At 65.0% G+C, this 20,294-nt stretch carries 21 protein-coding genes, 1 tRNA gene and 1 pseudogene; 15 read left to right on the plus strand and 8 right to left on the minus strand.

The genetic code is table 11. The annotated features are described in order from the left end of the window. Both tatB and tatC read left to right on the plus strand, forming a co-directional pair. The gene (gene tatB / locus G3W89_RS06460; RefSeq protein WP_162573315.1) at positions 1 to 459 is read left to right on the plus strand and encodes a Sec-independent protein translocase protein TatB; all 459 of its coding nucleotides are present in this window, start codon (positions 1 to 3) and stop codon (positions 457 to 459) included. Between the two features lie 65 nt (positions 460 to 524). Next, complete coding sequence (gene tatC / locus G3W89_RS06465; protein ID WP_162573316.1) at positions 525 to 1,325, plus strand: twin-arginine translocase subunit TatC; 801 nt, start codon at positions 525 to 527, stop codon at positions 1,323 to 1,325. A gap of 19 nt (positions 1,326 to 1,344) precedes the next feature. Here tatC and G3W89_RS06470 read toward each other — a convergent pair whose 3' ends face one another. Further along, entirely contained in the window at positions 1,345 to 2,493 is a 1,149-nt protein-coding gene (locus G3W89_RS06470) for a S1C family serine protease (RefSeq protein WP_162573317.1), read from the minus strand. 237 nt (positions 2,494 to 2,730) lie between these two features. Between G3W89_RS06470 and G3W89_RS06475 the strand changes: the two genes are divergently transcribed. Both G3W89_RS06475 and pdxA read left to right on the plus strand, forming a co-directional pair. Beyond that, positions 2,731 to 3,507 carry a Nif3-like dinuclear metal center hexameric protein gene (locus tag G3W89_RS06475; RefSeq protein ID WP_162573318.1) on the plus strand — a complete coding sequence of 259 codons (777 nt, stop codon included), beginning with the start codon at positions 2,731 to 2,733 and terminating at the stop codon, positions 3,505 to 3,507. Then, complete coding sequence (pdxA, locus tag G3W89_RS06480; protein ID WP_162573319.1) at positions 3,504 to 4,550, plus strand: 4-hydroxythreonine-4-phosphate dehydrogenase PdxA; 1,047 nt, start codon at positions 3,504 to 3,506, stop codon at positions 4,548 to 4,550. Before G3W89_RS06475 ends, pdxA begins: the two co-directional genes overlap by 4 nt. On the opposite strand, the gene mscL is transcribed toward pdxA, so the two are convergent. Next, on the minus strand, positions 4,537 to 4,965 hold the full coding sequence (gene mscL / locus G3W89_RS06485; protein ID WP_162573320.1) for a large conductance mechanosensitive channel protein MscL: 429 nt from the start codon (positions 4,963 to 4,965) through the stop codon (positions 4,537 to 4,539). The two genes, pdxA and mscL, sit on opposite strands and share 14 nt — an antisense overlap. A 153-nt stretch (positions 4,966 to 5,118) precedes the next feature. Between mscL and petA the strand changes: the two genes are divergently transcribed. From petA to G3W89_RS33205, 7 genes and pseudogenes are all read left to right on the plus strand, one after another. Beyond that, entirely contained in the window at positions 5,119 to 5,733 is a 615-nt protein-coding gene (gene petA / locus G3W89_RS06490) for a ubiquinol-cytochrome c reductase iron-sulfur subunit (protein ID WP_162573321.1), read from the plus strand. Positions 5,734 to 5,747: 14 nt separating this feature from the next. After that, the gene (locus G3W89_RS06495; protein ID WP_162573322.1) at positions 5,748 to 7,148 is read left to right on the plus strand and encodes a cytochrome b; all 1,401 of its coding nucleotides are present in this window, start codon (positions 5,748 to 5,750) and stop codon (positions 7,146 to 7,148) included. Positions 7,149 to 7,168: 20 nt separating this feature from the next. Then, positions 7,169 to 7,924 (plus strand): cytochrome c1, encoded by a 756-nt coding sequence (locus tag G3W89_RS06500; protein WP_162573323.1) that lies wholly within the window; start codon positions 7,169 to 7,171, stop codon positions 7,922 to 7,924. A gap of 95 nt (positions 7,925 to 8,019) precedes the next feature. Next, positions 8,020 to 8,631, plus strand: a complete 612-nt coding sequence (locus G3W89_RS06505) for a glutathione S-transferase N-terminal domain-containing protein (protein ID WP_162573324.1) — start codon at positions 8,020 to 8,022, stop codon at positions 8,629 to 8,631. A gap of 27 nt (positions 8,632 to 8,658) precedes the next feature. Further along, positions 8,659 to 9,237, plus strand: coding sequence for a ClpXP protease specificity-enhancing factor (locus G3W89_RS06510; protein ID WP_162573325.1), 579 nt, complete (start codon positions 8,659 to 8,661; stop codon positions 9,235 to 9,237). Positions 9,238 to 9,294: 57 nt separating this feature from the next. Next, a tRNA-Thr gene (locus tag G3W89_RS06515) sits at positions 9,295 to 9,370 on the plus strand. A 141-nt stretch (positions 9,371 to 9,511) separates the two neighbouring features. Then, a pseudogene (locus tag G3W89_RS33205) lies at positions 9,512 to 9,648 on the plus strand (helix-turn-helix domain-containing protein); the annotation flags it as partial. Positions 9,649 to 10,081: 433 nt separating this feature from the next. Here G3W89_RS33205 and G3W89_RS06525 read toward each other — a convergent pair. Continuing rightward, a complete protein-coding gene (locus G3W89_RS06525) occupies positions 10,082 to 10,915 on the minus strand; it encodes an alpha/beta hydrolase (protein WP_162573326.1) in 834 nt (277 codons plus the stop codon). Between the two features lie 11 nt (positions 10,916 to 10,926). Then, entirely contained in the window at positions 10,927 to 11,232 is a 306-nt protein-coding gene (locus G3W89_RS06530; protein ID WP_162573327.1) for a hypothetical protein, read from the minus strand. 175 nt (positions 11,233 to 11,407) lie between these two features. Here G3W89_RS06530 and secA point away from each other — a divergent pair, with 175 nt between their 5' ends. Genes secA through G3W89_RS06550 form a run of 4 tightly spaced genes read left to right on the plus strand, consistent with a single transcriptional unit; the run spans position 11,408 to position 16,744 of the window. Next, entirely contained in the window at positions 11,408 to 14,194 is a 2,787-nt protein-coding gene (gene secA / locus G3W89_RS06535; RefSeq protein ID WP_162573328.1) for a preprotein translocase subunit SecA, read from the plus strand. 23 nt (positions 14,195 to 14,217) lie between these two features. After that, the gene (argJ, locus tag G3W89_RS06540; RefSeq protein WP_162573329.1) at positions 14,218 to 15,447 is read left to right on the plus strand and encodes a bifunctional glutamate N-acetyltransferase/amino-acid acetyltransferase ArgJ; all 1,230 of its coding nucleotides are present in this window, start codon (positions 14,218 to 14,220) and stop codon (positions 15,445 to 15,447) included. Beyond that, positions 15,444 to 16,313 carry an ATP-binding protein gene (locus G3W89_RS06545; RefSeq protein WP_162573330.1) on the plus strand — a complete coding sequence of 290 codons (870 nt, stop codon included), beginning with the start codon at positions 15,444 to 15,446 and terminating at the stop codon, positions 16,311 to 16,313. The genes argJ and G3W89_RS06545 overlap by 4 nt, the downstream gene beginning before the upstream one ends. A gap of 5 nt (positions 16,314 to 16,318) precedes the next feature. Continuing rightward, the gene (locus tag G3W89_RS06550; RefSeq protein ID WP_162573331.1) at positions 16,319 to 16,744 is read left to right on the plus strand and encodes an NUDIX domain-containing protein; all 426 of its coding nucleotides are present in this window, start codon (positions 16,319 to 16,321) and stop codon (positions 16,742 to 16,744) included. On the opposite strand, the gene G3W89_RS06555 is transcribed toward G3W89_RS06550, so the two are convergent. From G3W89_RS06555 to G3W89_RS06570, 4 genes are read right to left on the minus strand one after another with little or no spacing between them, the layout of a single operon-like run. Continuing rightward, positions 16,738 to 16,953, minus strand: a complete 216-nt coding sequence (locus tag G3W89_RS06555; protein ID WP_162573332.1) for a DNA gyrase inhibitor YacG — start codon at positions 16,951 to 16,953, stop codon at positions 16,738 to 16,740. The two genes, G3W89_RS06550 and G3W89_RS06555, sit on opposite strands and share 7 nt — an antisense overlap. Before the next feature lie 8 nt (positions 16,954 to 16,961). Continuing rightward, positions 16,962 to 17,717, minus strand: a complete 756-nt coding sequence (gene zapD, locus G3W89_RS06560) for a cell division protein ZapD (protein WP_162573333.1) — start codon at positions 17,715 to 17,717, stop codon at positions 16,962 to 16,964. A gap of 37 nt (positions 17,718 to 17,754) precedes the next feature. Continuing rightward, positions 17,755 to 18,771 (minus strand): HAD family hydrolase, encoded by a 1,017-nt coding sequence (locus tag G3W89_RS06565; protein WP_162573334.1) that lies wholly within the window; start codon positions 18,769 to 18,771, stop codon positions 17,755 to 17,757. A 10-nt stretch (positions 18,772 to 18,781) separates the two neighbouring features. Then, entirely contained in the window at positions 18,782 to 20,275 is a 1,494-nt protein-coding gene (locus G3W89_RS06570; RefSeq protein ID WP_162573335.1) for an MBOAT family O-acyltransferase, read from the minus strand. Positions 20,276 to 20,294 lie beyond the last annotated feature (19 nt).

Consider the following 20,294-nt stretch of genomic DNA (forward strand, 5'->3'; position numbering starts at 1 on the left):
GTGATTGATCTCGGCATTTCGAAATTGGCATTGATCGGCGCGGTCGCGCTGATCGTGATCGGGCCTGAGAAGCTGCCGCGGGTCGCGCGCACTGTCGGCACGCTGCTGGGCAAGGCCCAGCGTTACGTGAACGACGTCAAGGCCGAGGTCAACCGCTCGATGGACCTCGACGAGCTGCGCAAGATGAAGGACACGGTCCAGGACGCCGCCCGGGAGGTCGAGCACGGTATCCAGACCGGCGCCAGCGATTTCGAGAAGCAGTTCTCCGACATCGGCCAGACGAGCGCCGAGCTGGCCGAGCCGACTCCGAGCTACCCCGAGTACAAGCATCCCCGCAAGAAGTGGCGCCTGAAGCAGGGCACCATGCCGCAGTGGTACAAGGCACGCAACGGCGTGCGCACCCGGGCGCTTTCGGGCGCGGCGCGCGTCGCTCGCTACCGTCCTCACAAGATCAACTGAGAGCCGTCCGCTTGTTCCGGCCGCGCGCAGCGCGCCTCCCACTTTTGCCCGCAGCGCTCCCCCACATGGCCGATTTCCCCGACAAGAACAAAGACGACGAGCTGGCCGGCACCGAGCAGCCTTTCGTCGCGCACCTGATGGAGCTGCGCGACCGCCTGCTCTACTGCGTCTACGGGCTCGTGATCGCAGGCATCCTGCTGGCAATCTGGCCCGGCCCGAGCGGGCTGATCGACCTCATCGCGGTGCCGATCCGCGCCCACATGCCGCCCGATGCCAAGCTGATCGCGGTGGGCGTGTTCTCTCCCTTCTTCGTGCCGCTGAAGGCCCTGCTGATGGCGTCGGTGCTGCTGACGCTGCCATGGCTCATGTACCAGGCCTGGATGTTCGTCGCGCCGGGCCTCTACAGCCACGAAAAGAAGTTCGCACTGCCGCTCATCGTCTTCGGCAGCTTCCTGGCTTATTCGGGCATCGCGTTCGTGCAGTTCTTCGTGCTCGACAAGATGTTCGGCTTCATCCAGAAATTCACACCCGAGGCGGTGGCCGCCACGCCGGACATCGCGTCGTACGTCGAAGCCATCCTGTCGCTCTATCTTGCGTTCGGCGTTGCCTTTCAGGTCCCGATCATCGTGATGCTGCTCGTGCGCTTCGAAATGGTCACCATCGAGAAGCTGAAGAGCTTCCGCGGCTATTTCATCGTGCTGGCCTTCGTGGTGGCAGCTGTCCTCACGCCTCCTGACGTGGTCTCCCAGCTTGCCTTGGCGATCCCGATGTGCGTGCTCTACGAAATTGGCATCGTCGCTGCGCGTTATTTCGTGAAGCACAGCAAGGCGCCAGAAGAAGGCGCCGATTCGGCGCAGCAGCCCTGAGCTGTCGGGTGGCCGGACCTTACTCTGCGCGGCGCATCGGTGTGCGGGGCCTCGGGCCCGGCGTGACGTCCAACTCCATCTTGTCGCTGCCGCGTTGAAGCGCGAAGCGCGCGGCATTGCCGGGCTTGAGACCGGCGACCGCTGTCAGCAGCTCCTGCACGTTGCCGATCTGCTTCTCGCCGACGCCGGTGATCACGTCCCCGGGGCGCACGCCCGCCCGCGCGGCCGGGCCGTTCTGGAGGACGCCGGTGATGATCACGCCCTTGCTGGCCTTGACACCGAAAGTTTCCGCCAGCTCCGGCGAGAGGTCGTTGGGCTCGACGCCGATCCAGCCGCGCGTCACCTTGCCTTCCTTCACGATGTCTCCCAGCACCTGCTTGGCCGTCGAAACCGGAATCGCGAAGCCGATGCCCATGCTGCCGCCCGAGCGCGAGTAGATGGCGGTGTTGATGCCCTGGAGGTTGCCGCTGACGTCGATCAGCGCCCCTCCGGAGTTGCCAGGGTTGATCGCGGCATCGGTCTGGATGAAGTTCTCGAAGGTGTTGATGCCCAGCTGGTTGCGCCCCAGCGCCGACACGATGCCGCTGGTGACGGTCTGGCCGACGCCGAAGGGATTGCCGATGGCGAGCACCTGGTCACCCACCTGCAGGATGTCCGAGTTGCCCAGCACGATCACCGGCAGCTTGTCGAGTTCGATCTTGAGCACCGCGAGGTCGGTGTCGGGATCGGTGCCGATCACCTTGCCCCGCGCGTGGCGGCTGTCGTTGAGCGTGACGTCGATCTCGTCGGCCCCCTCCACCACGTGGTTGTTGGTGAGGATATAGCCATCGGTGCTGACGATCACGCCGCTGCCCAGCCCGATTTGCGGTTGGTCGCCCTGGTCTCCGAAGAAGAAGCGGAACCATGGGTCGTCGCTGCGCGGGCTGCGCCGCGCCGCCTTGCTGGTGTTGATGCTGACAACCGCCGGGGAGGCCTTCTTCGCCGCCGCGCTCAGGCTGCCGGGCGCAATTGCCGAGGGGCTGGACACCGGCGCCTCGATCACCGACACCATGCCGCCCAGCGAGGTGGCGCGGCGTCCGATCCATTCGGGCTTGAGCGTCGCGACGACAAAATAGGCCGCGAGCATCACGGTCACGGCTTGAGCGAACAGCAGCCAGGTGCGTTTCATGGAAGCGAGAGGAGAAGAGGGGTTGCAGCGTTGCCGTGAAAGCCGGCTTCAAGAGCCGCATTGTCCCTCAACGGTCGGAGAGTTTCGCTGTGCATGAGCCAGGAGGGCTTCTGGCGATAGTTGCTGTCTATATGGGGGAGGGAAATACCGATGCCTGCGGTGTCCAGCAGCCCCGCCGGCAGCATGGGACGGCAAAGCGCCGTTCAAGTCTCGGCGCCGCGAGGCCACAATGGCGCGATGAGCACCACCCGACACGAGCTATTGCACGCCTTCGACCTGCTGCTCGCGCCCGAGCGCTTCAAGGACTTCGGCCCCAACGGCCTGCAAGTCGAGGGCCGCACCTCGGTGCGCAAGATCGTCTCCGGCGTAACCGCGAGCCGTGCGCTGATCGAGGCCGCCATCCTTGCCGAGGCCGATGCGATCTTTGTCCATCACGGATTGTTCTGGCGCGGACAGGACGGTCGCGTGACCGGCTGGATGAAGCAGCGGCTGGGCCTGCTGCTCGGCGACGACGTGAGCCTGTTCGCCTACCACTTGCCGCTCGACGCCCACCCCGAGCTCGGCAACAACGCCCAGCTCGGACTGAAGCTGGGTCTGGTCGCGCACGCGGGGGCGAGCGGCCGCTTTGGCGAGCAGGAGATCGGCTTCCTCGGCGCTCGAGACAATGGCGAGAGCTTTGCCAATGCCCGGGCACTCGCCGCGGAGGTGGAGAAGACGCTCGGCAGGAAGATCACGCTGGTCGACGTGCCGACGCCGCGGCCTGTCCGCAACATCGCCTGGTGCACGGGCGGGGCGCAGGGTTATTTCGAGGCGGCGATCGCGGCCGGCGCCGATGCCTTCATCACGGGAGAGATCTCGGAGCCGCAGGCCCACTACGCGCGCGAGATGGGCGTCGCCTTCCTGGCCTGCGGCCACCATGCGACCGAGCGCTACGGCGCGCCGGCAGTGGCAGCCCATGTCGCCGCGCAACTGGGCCTCGCGCACGAGTTCATCGACATCGACAACCCAGCGTGAAAACCCAGGCCCTCGCCATCACCTTGGGCGACGCCGCGGGCATCGGCCCGGAGATCATCGCCCGCGCCTTTCGCGATGCGCCCGAGCTCACTCGCGGCTGCTTCGTGGCTGGCGATCTTGGAATCATGCGCCAGGCGGCCCAGGCGCTCGAAGCGCCGGCACGGCTGGCGCTGCCGATCGCCTTGATCGAGGCGCCGGGCGATGCGCTCGCCGCGCCCCCAGGCTGCATTCCGGTGCTGCAGGCGGTGCGCCCGCCCGATTCGGCAATCGCGCCAGGCGCGATCAGCGCGCTTGCCGGCCGCATTGCGGGCGACTGCGTGGTCTGGGCGGCTCGCGCCGCATTGCGCGGCGATGTGGCGGCACTGGTGACCGCGCCGCTTCACAAGGAGGCGCTGGCTGCTGCGGGCTATGCCTTCCCCGGCCACACCGAACTGCTGCAGGCCGAGGCCGCGGCCCACCAGGGGAGGGCGGTCGCCGATGTCCCCGTGCGCATGATGCTGGCCAATGACGAACTGCGCACCGTACTCGTGAGCATCCACATGTCCCTGCGTGCAGCGATCGATGCCGTCAGCTTTGACGGCGTTTTGCAAACGCTGCGCATCGCGCACGACTCTCTGTCATCACTGCTGGGGCGCGCGCCGAGGATCGGCGTTGCCGGCCTCAATCCGCATGCGGGGGAGGGCGGGCTTTTCGGCACCGAGGAGCGCGACATCATCGCGCCGGCCATCGCGGCTGCGCGTGCCCAGGGCATCGCCGCCGACGGGCCGCATGCGCCGGACACCGTCTTCATGCGCGCCCGCGCCACCGCGCAGCATGCTGGCGAATTCGATGTGGTGGTCGCGATGTATCACGACCAGGGGCTGATTCCGGTCAAGTACCTCGGCGTGGAGAAGGGCGTAAACGTGACACTGGGATTGCCGCTGGTGCGCACCAGCCCCGATCACGGCACGGCGTTCGACATCGCGGGCACCGGCCGCGCCGACGCGAGCAGCCTGATCGAGGCAATCCGGATGGCGCGGGCGCTGGCCTTCAGGGGCGCCTGAGGCTGTCTCGGATCTCGCGCAGCAGCACGATGTCCTCGGGCGGCGCGGCCGGCGCAGGCGCTTCCTCGTGCTTCCTGCGCAGCTTGTTGATCTGCTTGACCATCAGGAAGATGATGAAGGCGAGGATCACGAAGTTGACCACGATGGTGATGAAGTTGCCGTATGCCAGCACCGGCACGCCGGCCTTCTTCAGATCGGCCAGGTTGTTGGCGACGCCGGGCGGCACCGTTCCCAGCACCACGTAGAGGTTCGAGAAGTCGAGCTTGCCGAACACCAGGCCCACGATCGGCATGATGATGTCGGACACGATCGAGTCGACGATCTTGCCGAACGCCGCGCCGATGATCACACCGACCGCGAGGTCGACCACGTTGCCCTTGACGGCGAACTCACGGAACTCCTTCATGAAACTCATGGGCTTGCCTCAAGTGCTTGTTGTGGGATCGCGGCAGTATAGAAGCGCAAATGCCTCGCGGTCACGCCTTGAGTTCGCGTTGAATTCGCTTGTGACGCTCCGCTACAATCGTCGGTTGACCCAAGCACCCATCGAAGAAGACTGAGGACCCCCATGAGTGACATCTCCGTCGGCCGCCAGCGGATCGACAGCAGCAAGCGGACGTGGTTGATCGCATCAGGCTGTGCCGGCGCAGTGGGCGGCGTGGCTACCGCCATCCCGTTCGTCAGCACGTTCCAACCTTCTGAAAAGGCCAAGGCAGCCGGTGCCCCGGTCGAGGTCGACATCGGTGGTTTGCAGCCGGGCGAGAAGCTGACAGTCGAATGGCGCGGCAAGCCCGTCTGGATCCTCAGGCGCTCTGCAGCCCAGCTCGCCGAACTGCCCAAGCTCGACGGCCAACTCGCCGATCCGCAGTCCAAGCGCAACCCCGACGAGTTCACGCCCGCGTACGCGCGCAACGAGAATCGCTCGATCAAGCCCGAGGTCCTGGTGGTCGTCGGCATCTGCACCCACCTCGGCTGCTCGCCCACCGACAAACTGCAGGCCGGCCCGCAGCCCTCGCTCCCCGACGACTGGCAAGGTGGCTTCCTGTGCCCCTGCCACGGATCGACCTTCGATCTGGCCGGGCGCGTCTTCAAGAACAAGCCCGCGCCCGACAACCTGCCGGTGCCGCCGCACATGTATCTCTCCGACACGCGCCTTCTGATCGGCGAAGACAAGAAGGCCTGAGGAGCAAAAGGAACATGGCTGAATTCAAGGAAATCTCACCCAACGCCCCTGCGGGTGAAAAGCTGCTGAACTGGGTCGACAACCGCTTCCCGCTCACCAAGCTGTGGAATGACCAGTGGGGCCAGTACTACGCCCCGAAGAACTTCAACTTCTGGTACATCTTCGGCTCGCTCGCCATGCTGGTCCTCGTGATCCAGATCGTGACCGGCATCTTTCTCGTGATGCACTACAAGCCCGATGCGGCGCAAGCCTTCGCCTCGGTCGAGTACATCATGCGCGACGTGCCCTGGGGTTGGCTGATCCGCTACATGCACTCGACGGGTGCCTCGGCTTTCTTCATCGTCGTGTACCTGCACATGTTCCGCGGCCTCATCTATGGCAGCTACCGCAAGCCACGCGAGCTGATCTGGATCTTCGGCTGCGCCATCTTCTTATGCCTGATGGCCGAGGCCTTCATGGGCTACCTGCTGCCCTGGGGCCAGATGAGCTACTGGGGCGCGCAGGTGATCGTCAACCTGTTCTCCGCCATCCCCTTCGTCGGCCCCGACCTGGCATTGCTGATCCGCGGCGACTACGTGGTGAGTGATGCCACGCTCAACCGCTTCTTCAGCTTCCACGTCATCGCAGTGCCGCTGGTGCTGCTGGGCCTGGTGGTCGCACATCTGATCGCGCTGCACGAGGTGGGCTCGAACAACCCCGACGGCATCGAGATCAAGGCCAAGCGCGGCCCCGACGGGCATCCGCTGGACGGCATCCCGTCGCACCCGTACTACACGGTGCACGACATCTTCGGCGTGGTGGTGTTCCTCACCATCTTCTCGGCCGTGATCTTCTTCGCGCCCGAGGCCGGCGGCTACTTCCTGGAATACAACAACTTCATCCCCGCCGATTCGCTGAAGACGCCGAATCACATCGCGCCGGTCTGGTACTTCACGCCCTTCTATTCGATGCTGCGCGCGATCACCAGCGAGATGATGTATGCGCTGATCGCCTGCGTCATCGCGGCCGCCGTATTCGGCGTCTGGAAGGCGCGCGTGGCCACGATCTTCAAGGCCGGGATCGTGATCGTCGCCGTCGGTGTCGCGGCCATGATGCTGTCGATCGACGCCAAGTTCTGGGGCGTGCTCGTGATGGGCGGCGCGGTCATCATCCTGTTCTTCCTGCCCTGGCTGGACCACAGCCCGGTGCGCTCGATCCGCTACCGTCCGGGCTGGCACTGGTACCTGTACGGCCTGTTCGTCATCAATTTCGTGGTCCTCGCCTACCTCGGCGTCCAGCCGCCTTCGCCGACGGGCGAGCGCGTGTCTCAGGTGGGTACGCTCTTCTATTTCGGTTTCTTCCTGCTGATGCCGTGGTGGAGCCGCCTCGGCGCATTCAAGCCGGTGCCCGAGCGCGTGACCTTCCACGCGCACTGAGAGAGCCGGAGCACACAACAATGAAGAAACTGATCCTCACCCTGATCGCAGCGCTCGGCATCGTGGCCGGCGCGCATGCCGCCGAGGGCGGCATCGCCTGGGACAAGGCACCGAACAAGACCAACGATCTGGCCGCGCTGCAGAACGGCGCCAAGCTGTTCGTCAACTACTGCCTCAATTGCCATTCAGCGGCGTTCATGCGCTACAACCGGCTGCAGGACATCGGCATCAGCGAGCAGCAGATCAAGGACAACCTGCTCTTCACGACCGACAAGGTCGGCGAGACCATGAAGGCCAACATCGACCCGGTCCAGGCCAAGGCCTGGTTCGGCGGTGTTCCGCCCGACCTCACCCTGGTCGCCCGCTCGCGCGCCGGCCACGGCGGCACCGGGGCCGACTATTTGTACACCTACCTGCGCACCTTCTACCGCGACGACACCAAGGCGACCGGCTGGAACAACCTGGTGTTCCCGAGCGTCGCCATGCCCCACGTGCTGTGGGAACTGCAGGGTGAGCGCCGCCCCGTGTACGACAAGGTCGAAGCCCATGGTCATGAGACCGAGGTCTTCAAGGGCTGGGAGCAGGTCACGCCTGGCAGCATGACGCCGCTTCAGTACGACCAGGCCGTGGGCGACCTCGTGGGCTACTTGCAATGGATGGCCGAGCCGGCGCAGAACACCCGCATCCGCGTCGGCGTCTGGGTCATGCTGTTCCTGGTCTTGTCGCTGGTCTTCGTGTGGCGTCTCAATGCTTCGTATTGGAAAGACGTGAAGTAACAGAGGGAACGCGGCCCGTCTCTATGGGCACGCGTCCTTGCGGAGTGGGTTGCCGAGAGCAACCCACTCTTTTTAGTTTTTAGGAGCCTTAAGCCATGATGGTCTTGTATTCAGGAACGACCTGCCCCTTCTCCCATCGTTGCCGCTTCGTGCTGTTCGAAAAAGGCATGGACTTCGAGATCCGCGACGTCGATCTCTACAACAAGCCAGAAGACATCGGGGTCATGAACCCGTACGGCCAAGTGCCGATCCTGGTCGAGCGCGATCTCATCCTGTATGAGTCGAACATCATCAACGAGTACATCGACGAGCGCTTCCCGCATCCCCAGCTGATGCCCGGCGACCCGGTCGACCGCGCCCGCGTGCGCCTGTTCCTTCTCAATTTCGAGAAGGAGCTCTTCGTCCATGTTTCCACACTCGAAAACCGCAGTGCCAAGGGCAACGACAAAGCGTTGGAAAAGGCCCGCTCGCACATCCGCGACCGGTTGACGCAGCTCGCGCCCGTGTTCCTCAAGAACAAATACATGCTTGGCGACAATTTCTCGATGCTCGATGTCGCCATTGCGCCGCTGCTCTGGCGCCTGGATTACTATGGCATCGACCTGAGCAAGAACGCGGCACCGCTGCTGAAGTACGCCGAGCGCATCTTCTCGCGCCCAGCCTACATCGAAGCGCTGACGCCGTCCGAAAAGGTCATGCGCAAGTAAACGCCGAACGCTGCTGCTGCTTTTCCCATGATCAATGCGCTGGAGTCCTCTTCGACCCGTCCGTACCTGATCCGGGCGCTGTACGAATGGTGCACGGACAACGGCTTCACCCCCTATGTGGCGGTGCAGGTCGACGATACCGTGCAGGTGCCGCGCGAGTATGTGAAGAACGGCGAGATCGTGTTGAACATCAGCTTCGATGCGACCAGTTCGCTCAAGCTGGGCAACGACTTCATCGAGTTCAAGGCCCGCTTCGCCGGAACTGCGCGCGAGATCAGCGTACCTGTCGGCCGCGTGATCGCGATCTATGCGCGCGAGAACGGCCAGGGCATGGCCTTTCCAACGCCGGCTCCCGGTGCGGCCCCAGTCGATGCCGGCGGTGCGCAGGCTGCTGGCCCGGCGGCGCCCGCGGCACGCGCGCCCCTGCGCGATGCCTCTCGCGGCGCGGAAGCCGATGCCGGCAAGGTGGTGCACCTGATCAGCGGTGAAAACGCTACCGACGACGCCGCGGCAACGACCACGACATCCACGTCGCCGGACCCGGAAGATCCGCCGCGCCCGCCGAGTGCGGGCGGTTCGCGTCCCTCGCTGAAACGCATCAAGTAGCAGGAGCGACGGGGCGGCGCAGGCGGGGGCGCCGTTAGAATCAACGCCCATTCCCATGCCGCTTTAGCTCAGTTGGTAGAGCAACCGCCTTGTAAGCGGTAGGTCGTCAGTTCGATTCCGACAAGCGGCACCATCGACCATCTCCCGCCCGCAAGGCCAATCATCGGCCGACCCGGCGCCACCGCACGGTCGGCTCAGGTCCTGGATGCGTCCTCGCCTCGCGCCTGAAGCGCGCACGCGCAGCAAAACGAACGTACTGAGGCAGCCTGTCGCCATGGACTCCCTGATCGCCGCCTCCGCGCGCGCCCTTGCCGCCGGTGATCCGCTCGGTGCCTCAGGCGCGTCGCGCTGCGCGACGATCCGCCGGCGCTTGGGTTGCGCGGCATCGCCATGGCACGACTCGGCGAGCATCGACCCGGCAAGCGGAGAGACCACGGGCGCCCTGGACTGTGTTGGCGACCCCCGCAGCCTGTGGGTGGGCCAGTACCGCGATCGCACGCGAGGGGCCTCGAGTCGTGAAAAACCCCGCAAGACCGGTGGCCCACGCGTGCTGCGCGCCAGACTGAACATCGCAGCCCGAGCCGAGCAGATGTCATGGGAAGTCTTTGGCCATGGCTGGCGAACGCAGGGGCCGGCGCTGATCCCACTCTGTTTCGGAGATGGGTCGGCCCGGCAGCGAGCACGTCGAACTCGCTGATGCTGGCGCTCGCCGCAGTCGGCCTCCATAGCGCGGCGATGCTTGTCGTCATGGGCTTGATCGCCATCGGCGTTTGCTGCGGCAACGCGGCTGGAATCCGTCTGCCGATACGTCTGGGGAAAGCCGCCACCTGCTTCGCTCTGAGGCTCAGGCTGCCTTCGGCTCCGGGAGAATGGCTGTCAAGGCGAAGTCGACGAGATGAAGCCAGGTCGCTTCGAGGCCCATGATGTTGTGGTGGTCGGAGCCGGTGATCGTCTGCACGCTGATGGGCGTCGGCCAAGCCGCGATGAGCTTCTGCGAACGCTCCGGCAGCACCACGTCGTCCCGCTCGGCCAAAAGGACCTGCGTTTTCGCAGCGACTTCCTTGCAATGGGTCAGGGAATTGAACTGGTGCCGCAGCAACAGCGAAAGCGGAACGAGCGGGAAGCGCTTCTTCGCCACCTCCAGCATCGAATCGTAGGGCGTGACCAGCTGCAGGCTCGAGAATTCCTGCCGCGCCACCAGCTGAATGGCGACCCCCGTCCCCAGGCTTCGACCGACGACATGCAGGCGCGCGTGCGGGAGGGCCCGTCGCAAGTGATTGGCAAATTGGCTGGCGTCCTGCACGGAGGCCAGCTCGGACGGGTGCCCCTCGGAGTCCGCCACCCCGCGGTAGTTGATTGCCGCGAATCCGAAGCCTTCCGGAAGCCAGTGCAGGGCCTGCGCAGTGGCGCGGACATCTTCGCCGCGGCCCGCGAAGTAGATGAACAAGTCCTGCAGCGCTTCCTCGCCATGGGGGTGATAGACGTAGCCGCGCACCATCCCGCCCGGCACGGTGTGCGAATAGGTGGAAAAGTCGTCCGACAAGTGGACGACAGGGTGCTTGCGTGCGTTGAACAGGATGTGCCCCTGGCGCGTCGCCAGGAGGGTCCAGTAGGCCGCGATGCTGCCGATGGCAGCAGCCGAAACAGAGAGTGCGATGCGAAAGGCTCTGGATGACAAGGTTCTGCTTCTCAATGGCGCCCGTGGACCTTCAGGCGCAAGGTGACGTCGGCCCAGCCTCTTGATTTCAACCGCGCCTGGAGCGCAGGCACCAGCTGCCGCAGCTTGGCCGCCGCGGCGCTGCCTCGCACCAGCAGGCACCAGCTGTTGCCTTCCACCGGGCCGGCCTGGACAGCGGAGCGCATCTCCGGCGGAATCAATTCCTGGATGGCCTGCAGCCGTTCGGATGCGTCGCGCGCGCGCGCCATCAGGCTCGCCAGCGTGGGCGAATCTTCGGCGGCTTGCTGCAGAGTGAGGGGGTGGAGACGACGGTTCATGACAAGGTGCTGAAATGGCAACGCGGCTAAAATGCCCGGTTTGCCGGCACTCGTGCCGGCGGGTCCGTCCCATTTGGCGTGTTGATTTTGCGCCAGGCGCGCCCACCTGATTTCACTTTCTTAGGAATTTCGGTCGCGGACCCGCATGCCATGGGGTCGCTGTCGACCCGCTCGCATGGCCACCAATTTCCTGACCCAGATCTTCGGCAGTCGCAACGACCGGCTCCTCAAGCAGTATCGCAAGACGCTCGATCGCATCAATGCCCTCGAGCCGACGCTCGAGAAGCTCAGCGACGACGCCCTGCGTGCCAAGACCCAGGAGTTCAAGGACCGGCTCGGTCGGGGCGAAACCCTGGACGACCTCTTGCCCGAAGCATTCGCCGTCGTACGCGAAGGCTCCAAGCGCGTGATGAAGATGCGCCATTTCGATGTGCAGTTGCTGGGCGGCATGGCGCTGCATTTCGGCAAGATCGCCGAAATGGGCACTGGCGAGGGCAAGACGCTCACCTCCACGCTGCCGGTGTACCTGAATGCGCTGACCGGCAAGGGCGTTCATGTGGTGACGGTGAACGACTACCTCGCCAACCGCGACGCGCGCTGGAATGGTCGCCTCTACAACTTCCTCGGGCTCACCGTCGGCATCAACCTGCCGCAGATGCCGCGCGAAGAGAAACAGGAGGCCTACGGCAGCGACATCACGTACGGTACCAACAACGAGTACGGTTTCGACTACCTGCGCGACAACATGGTCTACGAGACGCAGGACCGAGTGCAGCGCGGGCTGAACTACGCCCTCGTCGACGAGGTGGACTCGATCCTGATCGACGAGGCACGCACGCCACTGATCATCAGCGGCCAGGCCGAGGACCACACCGAGCTCTATCTGGCGATCAACAAGGTCGTGCCGCTGCTCACCCGGCAGGAAGGCGAGGCCGACCCGCGCACCGGCGAAGGCGTCACCAAGCCGGGCGACTTCACGGTCGACGAGAAGACGCATCAGGTGTTCCTGACCGAGGACGGCCACGAGAAGGCCGAGCGGGTCCTCTCCGAGTTCAAGCTGCTGCCTGAAGGTGCCTCGCTCTACGACCCGGCCAACATCACGCTGATGCATCACCTCAATGCGGCGCTGCGCGCGCGGCATCTCTACCATCGCGACCAGCACTACGTGGTGCAGCAGGGCGAGGTCGTGATCGTCGACGAGTTCACCGGCCGCCTCATGACCGGCCGCCGCTGGAGCGATGGCCTCCACCAGGCCGTTGAAGCCAAGGAAGGCGTGGAAATCCAGGCCGAGAACCAGACGCTCGCCTCGATCACTTTCCAGAACTACTTTCGCCTCTACGCCAAGTTGGCGGGCATGACCGGCACGGCCGACACCGAGGCGTACGAGTTCCAGGAGATCTACGGCCTGGAGACCATGATCATCCCGCCGAACCGGCCGAGCAGGCGCGAGGACCAGCTCGACCGCGTCTACAAGACCACGCGCGAGAAGTACGAGGCCGCCATCCAGGACATCCGCGAGTGCTACGAGCGCGGCCAGCCGGTGCTGGTAGGCACCTCGTCCATCGAAAACTCCGAGATCATCGACGAGCTGCTCACCAAGGCCGACCTGCCGCACCAGGTGCTCAACGCCAAGCAGCACGCGCGCGAGGCCGATATCGTGGCGCAGGCGGGCCGGACCACGATGATCACCATCGCGACCAACATGGCCGGTCGCGGCACCGACATCGTGCTCGGCGGCAACATCGACAAGGCGATCGAGGCGGTCGAGATCGACGAGGTGATGGACCCTGCCACCAAGGCGGCCGAGATCGCACGCATGCGCGCGCTATGGGAGAAGGACCACGAGTTCATCAAATCGGTCGGCGGCCTGCGCATCATCGCCACCGAGCGCCACGAATCGCGGCGCATCGACAACCAGCTGCGCGGCCGCTCGGGGCGCCAGGGCGACCCCGGTTCCTCGCGCTTCTACCTGAGCCTCGACGACCCGCTGATGCGCATCTTCGCGGGCGACCGCGTCAAGGCCATCATGGACCGCCTCAAGATGCCGGACGGCGAGGCGATCGAGGCCGGCATCGTCACCCGCAGCATCGAAAGCGCCCAGCGCAAGGTCGAGGCGCGCAATTTCGACATCCGCAAGCAGCTGCTCGAGTACGACGACGTCTCGAACGACCAGCGCAAGGTGATCTACCAGCAGCGCAACGACATCCTCGATGCGGGCGACCTGACGGCGCAGATCGCGGCCTTGCGCGAAGGCTGCTTCACCGACTTGGTGCGGCAGTACGTGCCAGCCGAATCGGTCGAGGAGCAGTGGGACCTGGCCGGTCTCGAGAAGACGCTCGCGAGCGAGTGGGGCATCGACATCCCGCTGCAGAAGGAAGTGGAAGCCGCCACCGCCATGAGCGATGAGGACATCGTCGAGAAGGTGATCGCCGCTGCCAACGAGGCCTTCGATGCCAAGGTGGCCTTGATCGGGCAGGAGAACTTCACCCAGTTCGAGCGCATGGTGCTGCTGCAGAGCATCGACACCCACTGGCGCGAGCACCTGGCCTCGTTGGACTACCTGCGCCAGGGCATCCATCTGCGCGGCTATGCGCAGAAGCAGCCCAAGCAGGAATACAAGCGCGAGGCGTTCGAGCTCTTCGGCCAGTTGCTCGATTCGGTCAAGAACGAAGTCACGCGCCAGCTGATGACGGTTCGCGTGCAGTCCACCGAGCAGCTCGAGCAGGCCGCCGAGGCCATGGAAAGCCGCGGCGAGAACCTGGCCAACATCACCTACAGCGCGCCGACCGAGACCGGCGAGGTGGAGGTCCGCGTTGACGAGGAAAGCCAGCGCCGGCTGGCGGCGATCGCTACCGGCGGCCTGTCTGCCGGCGCCGCTGCCTTTGCGCGCGTGGGGCGCAACGACCCTTGCCCCTGCGGAAGCGGCAAGAAATTCAAGCATTGCCACGGCAAGTTGACCTGACACCGAACAAACAGGAATCCGCTATGCCAGTGAATCTTTCCGCGCCTGATCCCGCCGGGCTGCACCCGGTGCCCGGCGTGCGCATCGGCGTGGCCGAAGCGGGCGTGCGCAAGGCCAACCGCAAGGACCTGACCGTCGTGCTGATCGACGAAGGCGCCGCAGTCGGCGGCGTGTTCACGCAGAACCGCTTCTGCGCAGCGCCGGTCCAGGTCTGTCGCGAGCACTTGCAGAAGGACTTCGGCATTCGCGCAATGCTGATCAACACCGGCAACGCGAATGCCGGCACCGGCGAGGACGGGCTGGCGCGCACCCGCGCCACCTGCATCGCCCTGGCTCGCAAGCTCGAGGTGGCGCCGGAGCAGATCCTGCCCTTCTCCACCGGCGTGATCATGGAGCCGCTGCCGATCGATCGCATCGAGGCCGGTTTGCCTGCCGCGCTGGCCGATGCGCAGCCCGGCCACTGGGGCCGTGCGGCCGAGGGCATCATGACCACCGACACCGTGCCCAAGGCCTTCAGCCGGCAGGTGCAGATCGGCGGTGCGACCATCACGATCACCGGCATCAGCAAGGGTGCCGGAATGATCCGGCCCAACATGGCGACCATGCTGGGCTTCATGGCGACCGACGCCAAGATCGCACCCGCGCTGATCCAGCCGCTCGCCAAGGCCCTCGCGGACGCCTCCTTCAACCGGGTGACCATCGACGGCGACACCTCGACCAACGATTCCTTCGTGGTCATTGCCACGCAGAGAGCTGCGCATGCCGCCATCGATTCGCTCGATTCGACTGATGGCCGCGAACTGGTCGAAGCCATGCAGGCAGTCGCACGCCAACTGGCGCAGGCCATCGTGCGGGACGGCGAGGGTGCGACCAAGTTCATCACCGTGCACGTGGAGGGCGGCCGTGACGCCGCCGAATGCCGGCAGGTGGCCTACGCTGTCGCGCATTCGCCGCTGGTCAAGACCGCTTTCTATGCCAGCGACCCGAACCTCGGGCGCATCCTGGCGGCGGTCGGCTACGCGGGCATCGCCGACCTCGACCAGACCGGCATCGATCTCTACCTCGACGACGTGCACGTGGCCGTCAAGGGCGGGCGCAATCCGAGTTATCGCGAGGAAGACGGACAGCGGGTGATGAAGCAGAGCGAGATCACCGTGCGCATCGCGCTTGGCCGCGGCGAAGCCTCGGACACGGTGTGGACCTGCGACCTGAGCCACGACTACGTATCGATCAATGCCGACTACAGGTCATGAATGAGAAATTCGAACACCTGATCGAGCGCGCCGAACAGTTGATCGGCCGCATCGAATCCATCCTTCCCCAGCCTCTCGCCGCGCCGGCCGACTGGAGCGCCTCCATTGCTTGGCGCTACCGCAGACGCAGCTCGGGCCATGGCACGTTGGAACCAGTGCGTCATCTGGCACCCATGCCGCTTGAAGCGCTGAAGGAAATCGATGTCCAAAAGGAAAAGATCGAGCGCAATACGCGGCAGTTCGTGGAGGGCAAGCCGGCCAACAACGTGCTGCTCACCGGCGCACGCGGCACCGGCAAGTCGTCGCTGATCCGCGCCTGCCTTCACGCCTATGCGCCGCAGGGCCTGCGCCTGATCGAGGTCGACAAGGCGGAGCTGACCGACCTGCCCGACATCGTCGAAGTGGTGTCGCAGCGACCCGAGAAGTTCATCGTCTTCAGCGACGACCTGAGCTTCGATGAGGGCGAGCCGGGCTACAAGGCACTCAAATCCATCCTCGACGGCTCGGTGGCCGCGGCCACCCCCAACGTGCTGATCTACGCGACCAGCAACCGACGCCACCTGCTGCCCGAGTACATGAAGGACAACCTCAGCTACACCCACACCGAGGACGGCGAGGTGCACCCGGGCGAGGTGATCGAGGAGAAGATTTCGCTGTCGGAGCGCTTCGGCCTGTGGGTGAGCTTCTATCCCTTCAGCCAGAACGAGTACCTCGCCATCGTCGCGCAGTGGCTGTCCTCCTTCGGCGCCGGTGCGGAGACCATCGAGGCCGCGCGCGCCGAGGCACTGGTCTGGGCACTGGAGCGAGGCTCGCGCAGCGGCCGGGTGGCCTACCAGTTCGCGCGCGACTACGCCGGGCGGCACTGAGCGCGATGGCGGACGAACGCAAGCACACGGAGGTGGCGGTCGGCATCCTGATCCGCGAGGCTGATGACGCCCTGCTGCTGTCGACGCGCCCCGAGGGGAAGCCTTATGCCGGCTACTGGGAGTTTCCGGGGGGCAAGATCGAGGGCGGCGAGTCCATCGAGCAGGCACTGCGGCGCGAGTTGCACGAGGAGCTGGGCATCACCATCGAGGCCGCCGAGGTCTGGAAGACGACCGAGCACGATTACCCGCACGCACTGGTGCGCCTGCACTGGTGCAAGGTGCGAGCGTGGCAGGGCGAGTTCGAGATGCGCGAAGGGCAGTCCATGCGCTGGCAGCAGCTGCCACTGTCGGTGACCCCGGTGCTGCCGGGCGCGTTGCCGGTGCTCGATTGGCTGGCGCAGGAGCGCGGCCTGCCCCGGACCACCTACTGAAGCTTGGGGTCGCCGAAGGCCTCGTCGTCCGGCGGGGCCTCCGCCGGCATCCGAAATTCTTCATTGGCCCAGGCCCCAAGGTCGATGCCCTTGCAACGCGCGCTGCAGAAGGGGCGATAGGGATTGCTCGGTCCGTAGACGCTGTCATTGCCGCAGGCCGGGCAGCGCACGATGCGCTCGCCTGCGGCAGTCTTCTTGCTCGTCGCCATCACAATCCTCAAGCGCAGAGGGTGAGCTCGAAAGGGGTGTCTTCCGTGCTCTGGTGCAGGCGGTCGTCAGCCTCGTGCCGCATCAGCCGTACCGACACCATCAGCCGATTGCCGCTGATTTCGGGAATGAGGCCCAGCCGCGGATCGATGCGCAGCCGCAGGAGCTGGAAGCTGCGGCCTTGCGGCAGCGTTTGCTGGAACTGCCCACCGGTGGCGATCACCTTGTAGGGCACGTCGGCATCGCGCAGCAGCTTGAGCAGCAGGTAGATCGATTCAGCCAGCGGCGCGAGCGTGGAGGACCAGCGTTCCAGGTCGGCGCGGCGCTCATGGGCCTGCCGATGCTGCCAGGCGTAGTAGGCGGGTAGATCGAACTCGCAGGTGCCGCCGGGTATGCTCGCGCGGCTGCGAATGCTCATCAGCCACTCGTTCTCGGTCAGTGCCTGGCCGGCCTTGCCCGGAATTGTGTTGAGCGTCGCGAAGTTGCTCTCCAGCTTGGCGACGATCTGGTTCAGCACCGCCTCGGAAATCGCGGGATTGCCGCGGTAGCCATTGAAGACGTGCTTGTGCTTGTCCAGGTCGCGCAGCACGTCGGCCTTCAGGTCGGCGCGCGCGGCCACATCCATGATCTCGAAGATCGTGACCAGCGCGTAGTGGTGGGACAAGGGCGAGTCGGCGGGTACCAGTTCGCCAAGGCGACGAAACAGGTGCTCCAGCCGCAGGTAGGTCCGGATGCGCTCGTTGAAGGGGTATTCGTAGAGGATCACGTGTGTGTGGGGTTCCCGTCGCGGGATGATAAGCCTCTCACGGTGACTTCGCCTGTGGGACAGGCAGCACTTCGCGCACGACGCCCAGCATGTGCTCGCCCAGCGCCAGCTGGCCATGCATGGACAGGTGGGTGTCGTTGGAGAAAAAGAAGTCCTGGATTTGTGCGCTCTTCTCGCGGGAGAAGGCGTAGAGGTCGGGCCCGAGCTTGGCCTCGACGAATCCCTTCACGAAGTCTTTCGAGAATTCGGGCCTGAGATAGACGGTGGCCTTGTTGGGAATCACCATCCACAGCTGCGGAATGGCCGGGTGCTGCGCGGCAAAGGTCTTGATGCGCTCCAAAGTCCCCGTGGTCAGCGGGCCGTTGCCTTCTTCATCGACAAAAACCGGCAGCTTGTTGCACTCTCGATGGGAGAAGTATTTACAACCTTCCGGGAAGGACCGAACCCAGGTGTTCTTGTTGAACAGGAGATCGACGCTCGACCTCTTCGCTCGCCACGAGTTGTAGTAGGCCTCGGGGCCGGTATCGAAGCGCGCAGTCCAGTTGGGCAGCGCATCGGGCCCGGGAAGCGTGGCTGGCTTGACGAAGGGCTCGAGCTTCGACTCGAAGGGCTTGACGACCTTGTTGCAGGCCTGGCCATCGACCGTGCGCTCATCGAGCAGGCGCTCCACGCTTTCGAAGATGATCAGCTTGCCCTTGAAGCCGGCGCGCTGGAGCCACTGGTCGAAATCCTTGCACATCACCGTGCCGTACTGGCCCCAGTACGTGGTGGCGACGCGGTAGCCCGCCTTCACCAGCGACGCCTGCCAATAGAGCGTCATCGAGAAGCTGTCGCCGATGACCAGGACGTCGGCCTCGCCGACCGGCGCCGCCTTGAGGTAGGCCGGGTCGACCGTGGGTCCCGGCTTGGTCCAGCCGAAATCCTCTTCCGCCAGGTGGCCGATGCGGGTCAGGTCGCCATAGGGCGGGAGCGTGGTCAGCGAGACGAGCCACATGGCGAACACGGCCACATAGCCGGTGACGAAGATGCGGAGCCAGACTTTTGCGAGCGTCATGTCGCTTGTTTCAGAATTGGAAGTACAGGAAGGGGCTGTAGCCGCCCAGCTTCGACACCGCCCAGGCGAATACCAGGAAGCTGCCGGCGGCAACCATCAGGGTCGAACCCAGGGCCAGCACCCTGTTGCCGGCCAGCGCCTGCGGATGGGGCACCCATCGCTCGAGCGAAATGGTAGGCGGGAAGCTCAGGCAGATGACCAGGCCGACCAGCAGCGTCCTGAAGAACTCGGACTTGCGGTAGGGCACGAGCCCCAACTCGCTGAAGGCGCTCGGAGGGGCCCCGTGCATGCCCAGCATGCCCTTGTAGACGGCAATTGCCGTGTGCATGCCGTCGGCGCGGAACACCACCCACGCGATCATCACGCACAGGAAGGTGAGCAGCCAGCCGACCACGCGGCCCACGGGCCCTGCCGGTACGTTGCGCCGCACCTTGGCGTTCCAGAGGTGGTTGACCATCAGGTAGGCACCGTGCAGCGCGCCCCAGATCACGAAGGTCCAGGCGGCGCCGTGCCAGAGGCCGCCCAGCAACATGGTGAGGAACAGGTTCAGGTAGCGCCGGGCCGGACCCTTTCGGTTGCCGCCCAGCGGGACGTAAAGGTAGTCGCGCAGGAAGGTCGACAGCGAAATATGCCAGCGCCGCCAGAACTCGATGATGTTGGTCGACTTGTAGGGCGAGCGGAAGTTGAGCGGGAGTTGCACGCCCAGGCACAGCGAGAGGCCGACCGCCATGTCCGAGTAGCCCGAGAAGTCGAAGTAGATCTGCAGCGTATAGGCGAGCACGCCGAACCACGCGGTATAGAGCGTGGGGGCCATGCCGTTGTGCGCGCCGTTGAACATCAGGTCCGCGTACTGGCCCATCGGGTCGGCGATGATCAGTTTCTTGGCCAGCCCGAAGCTGAAGATGGCCAGACCTACGGCCACCTTCTGCGGATCGGCCTTGTAGGTCTGCGGGTTGGCGAACTGCGGCATCATCTGCGCGTGGTGGAGCACGGGGCCCGCGATCAGGTGCGGGAAGTAGGTGACGAACAGTGCGTAGTGGATGAAGCTGCGCTCGTGCACCTTGCCCTGCCAGCAATCGACCAGGAAGGCGATCTGCGTGAAGGTGTAGAACGAGATCCCGATCGGCAGCGCGATGTGCAGCATCGGGATGGGCGAGAAGCCCGCGGCCGCCAATCCCTCGTTGACGTTCGAGACGAAGAAGTTCGCGTACTTGAACACCGCCAACACGCCGAGGTTCACCACCAGGGCAATGATCAGCAGGCGCTTGCGCTCGGCGTCGCCGCGGCCCGGCCCGGGCGTGAGCCGCAACCCGAACCAGTAATTGATGCAGATCGAGCCGATCAGCAGCGGCAGCGCCTTGACGCTCCACCAGCCGTAGAAGAACAGCGAGGCGAGGGCCAGGAAGCCGGCCGCAGCGCGTGCATTGCGTTTGCCGATCAGGAAGAAGCCGAGCAGGACGATCGGGAAATAGACGAAGAGAAACGCGTGCGAATTGAAAAGCATCTCGGATGGGGCGGACGCG

Origin of the sequence: Variovorax sp. PBL-H6 (assembly GCF_901827155.1) — a bacterium.
GTDB lineage: Bacteria > Pseudomonadota > Gammaproteobacteria > Burkholderiales > Burkholderiaceae_C > Variovorax.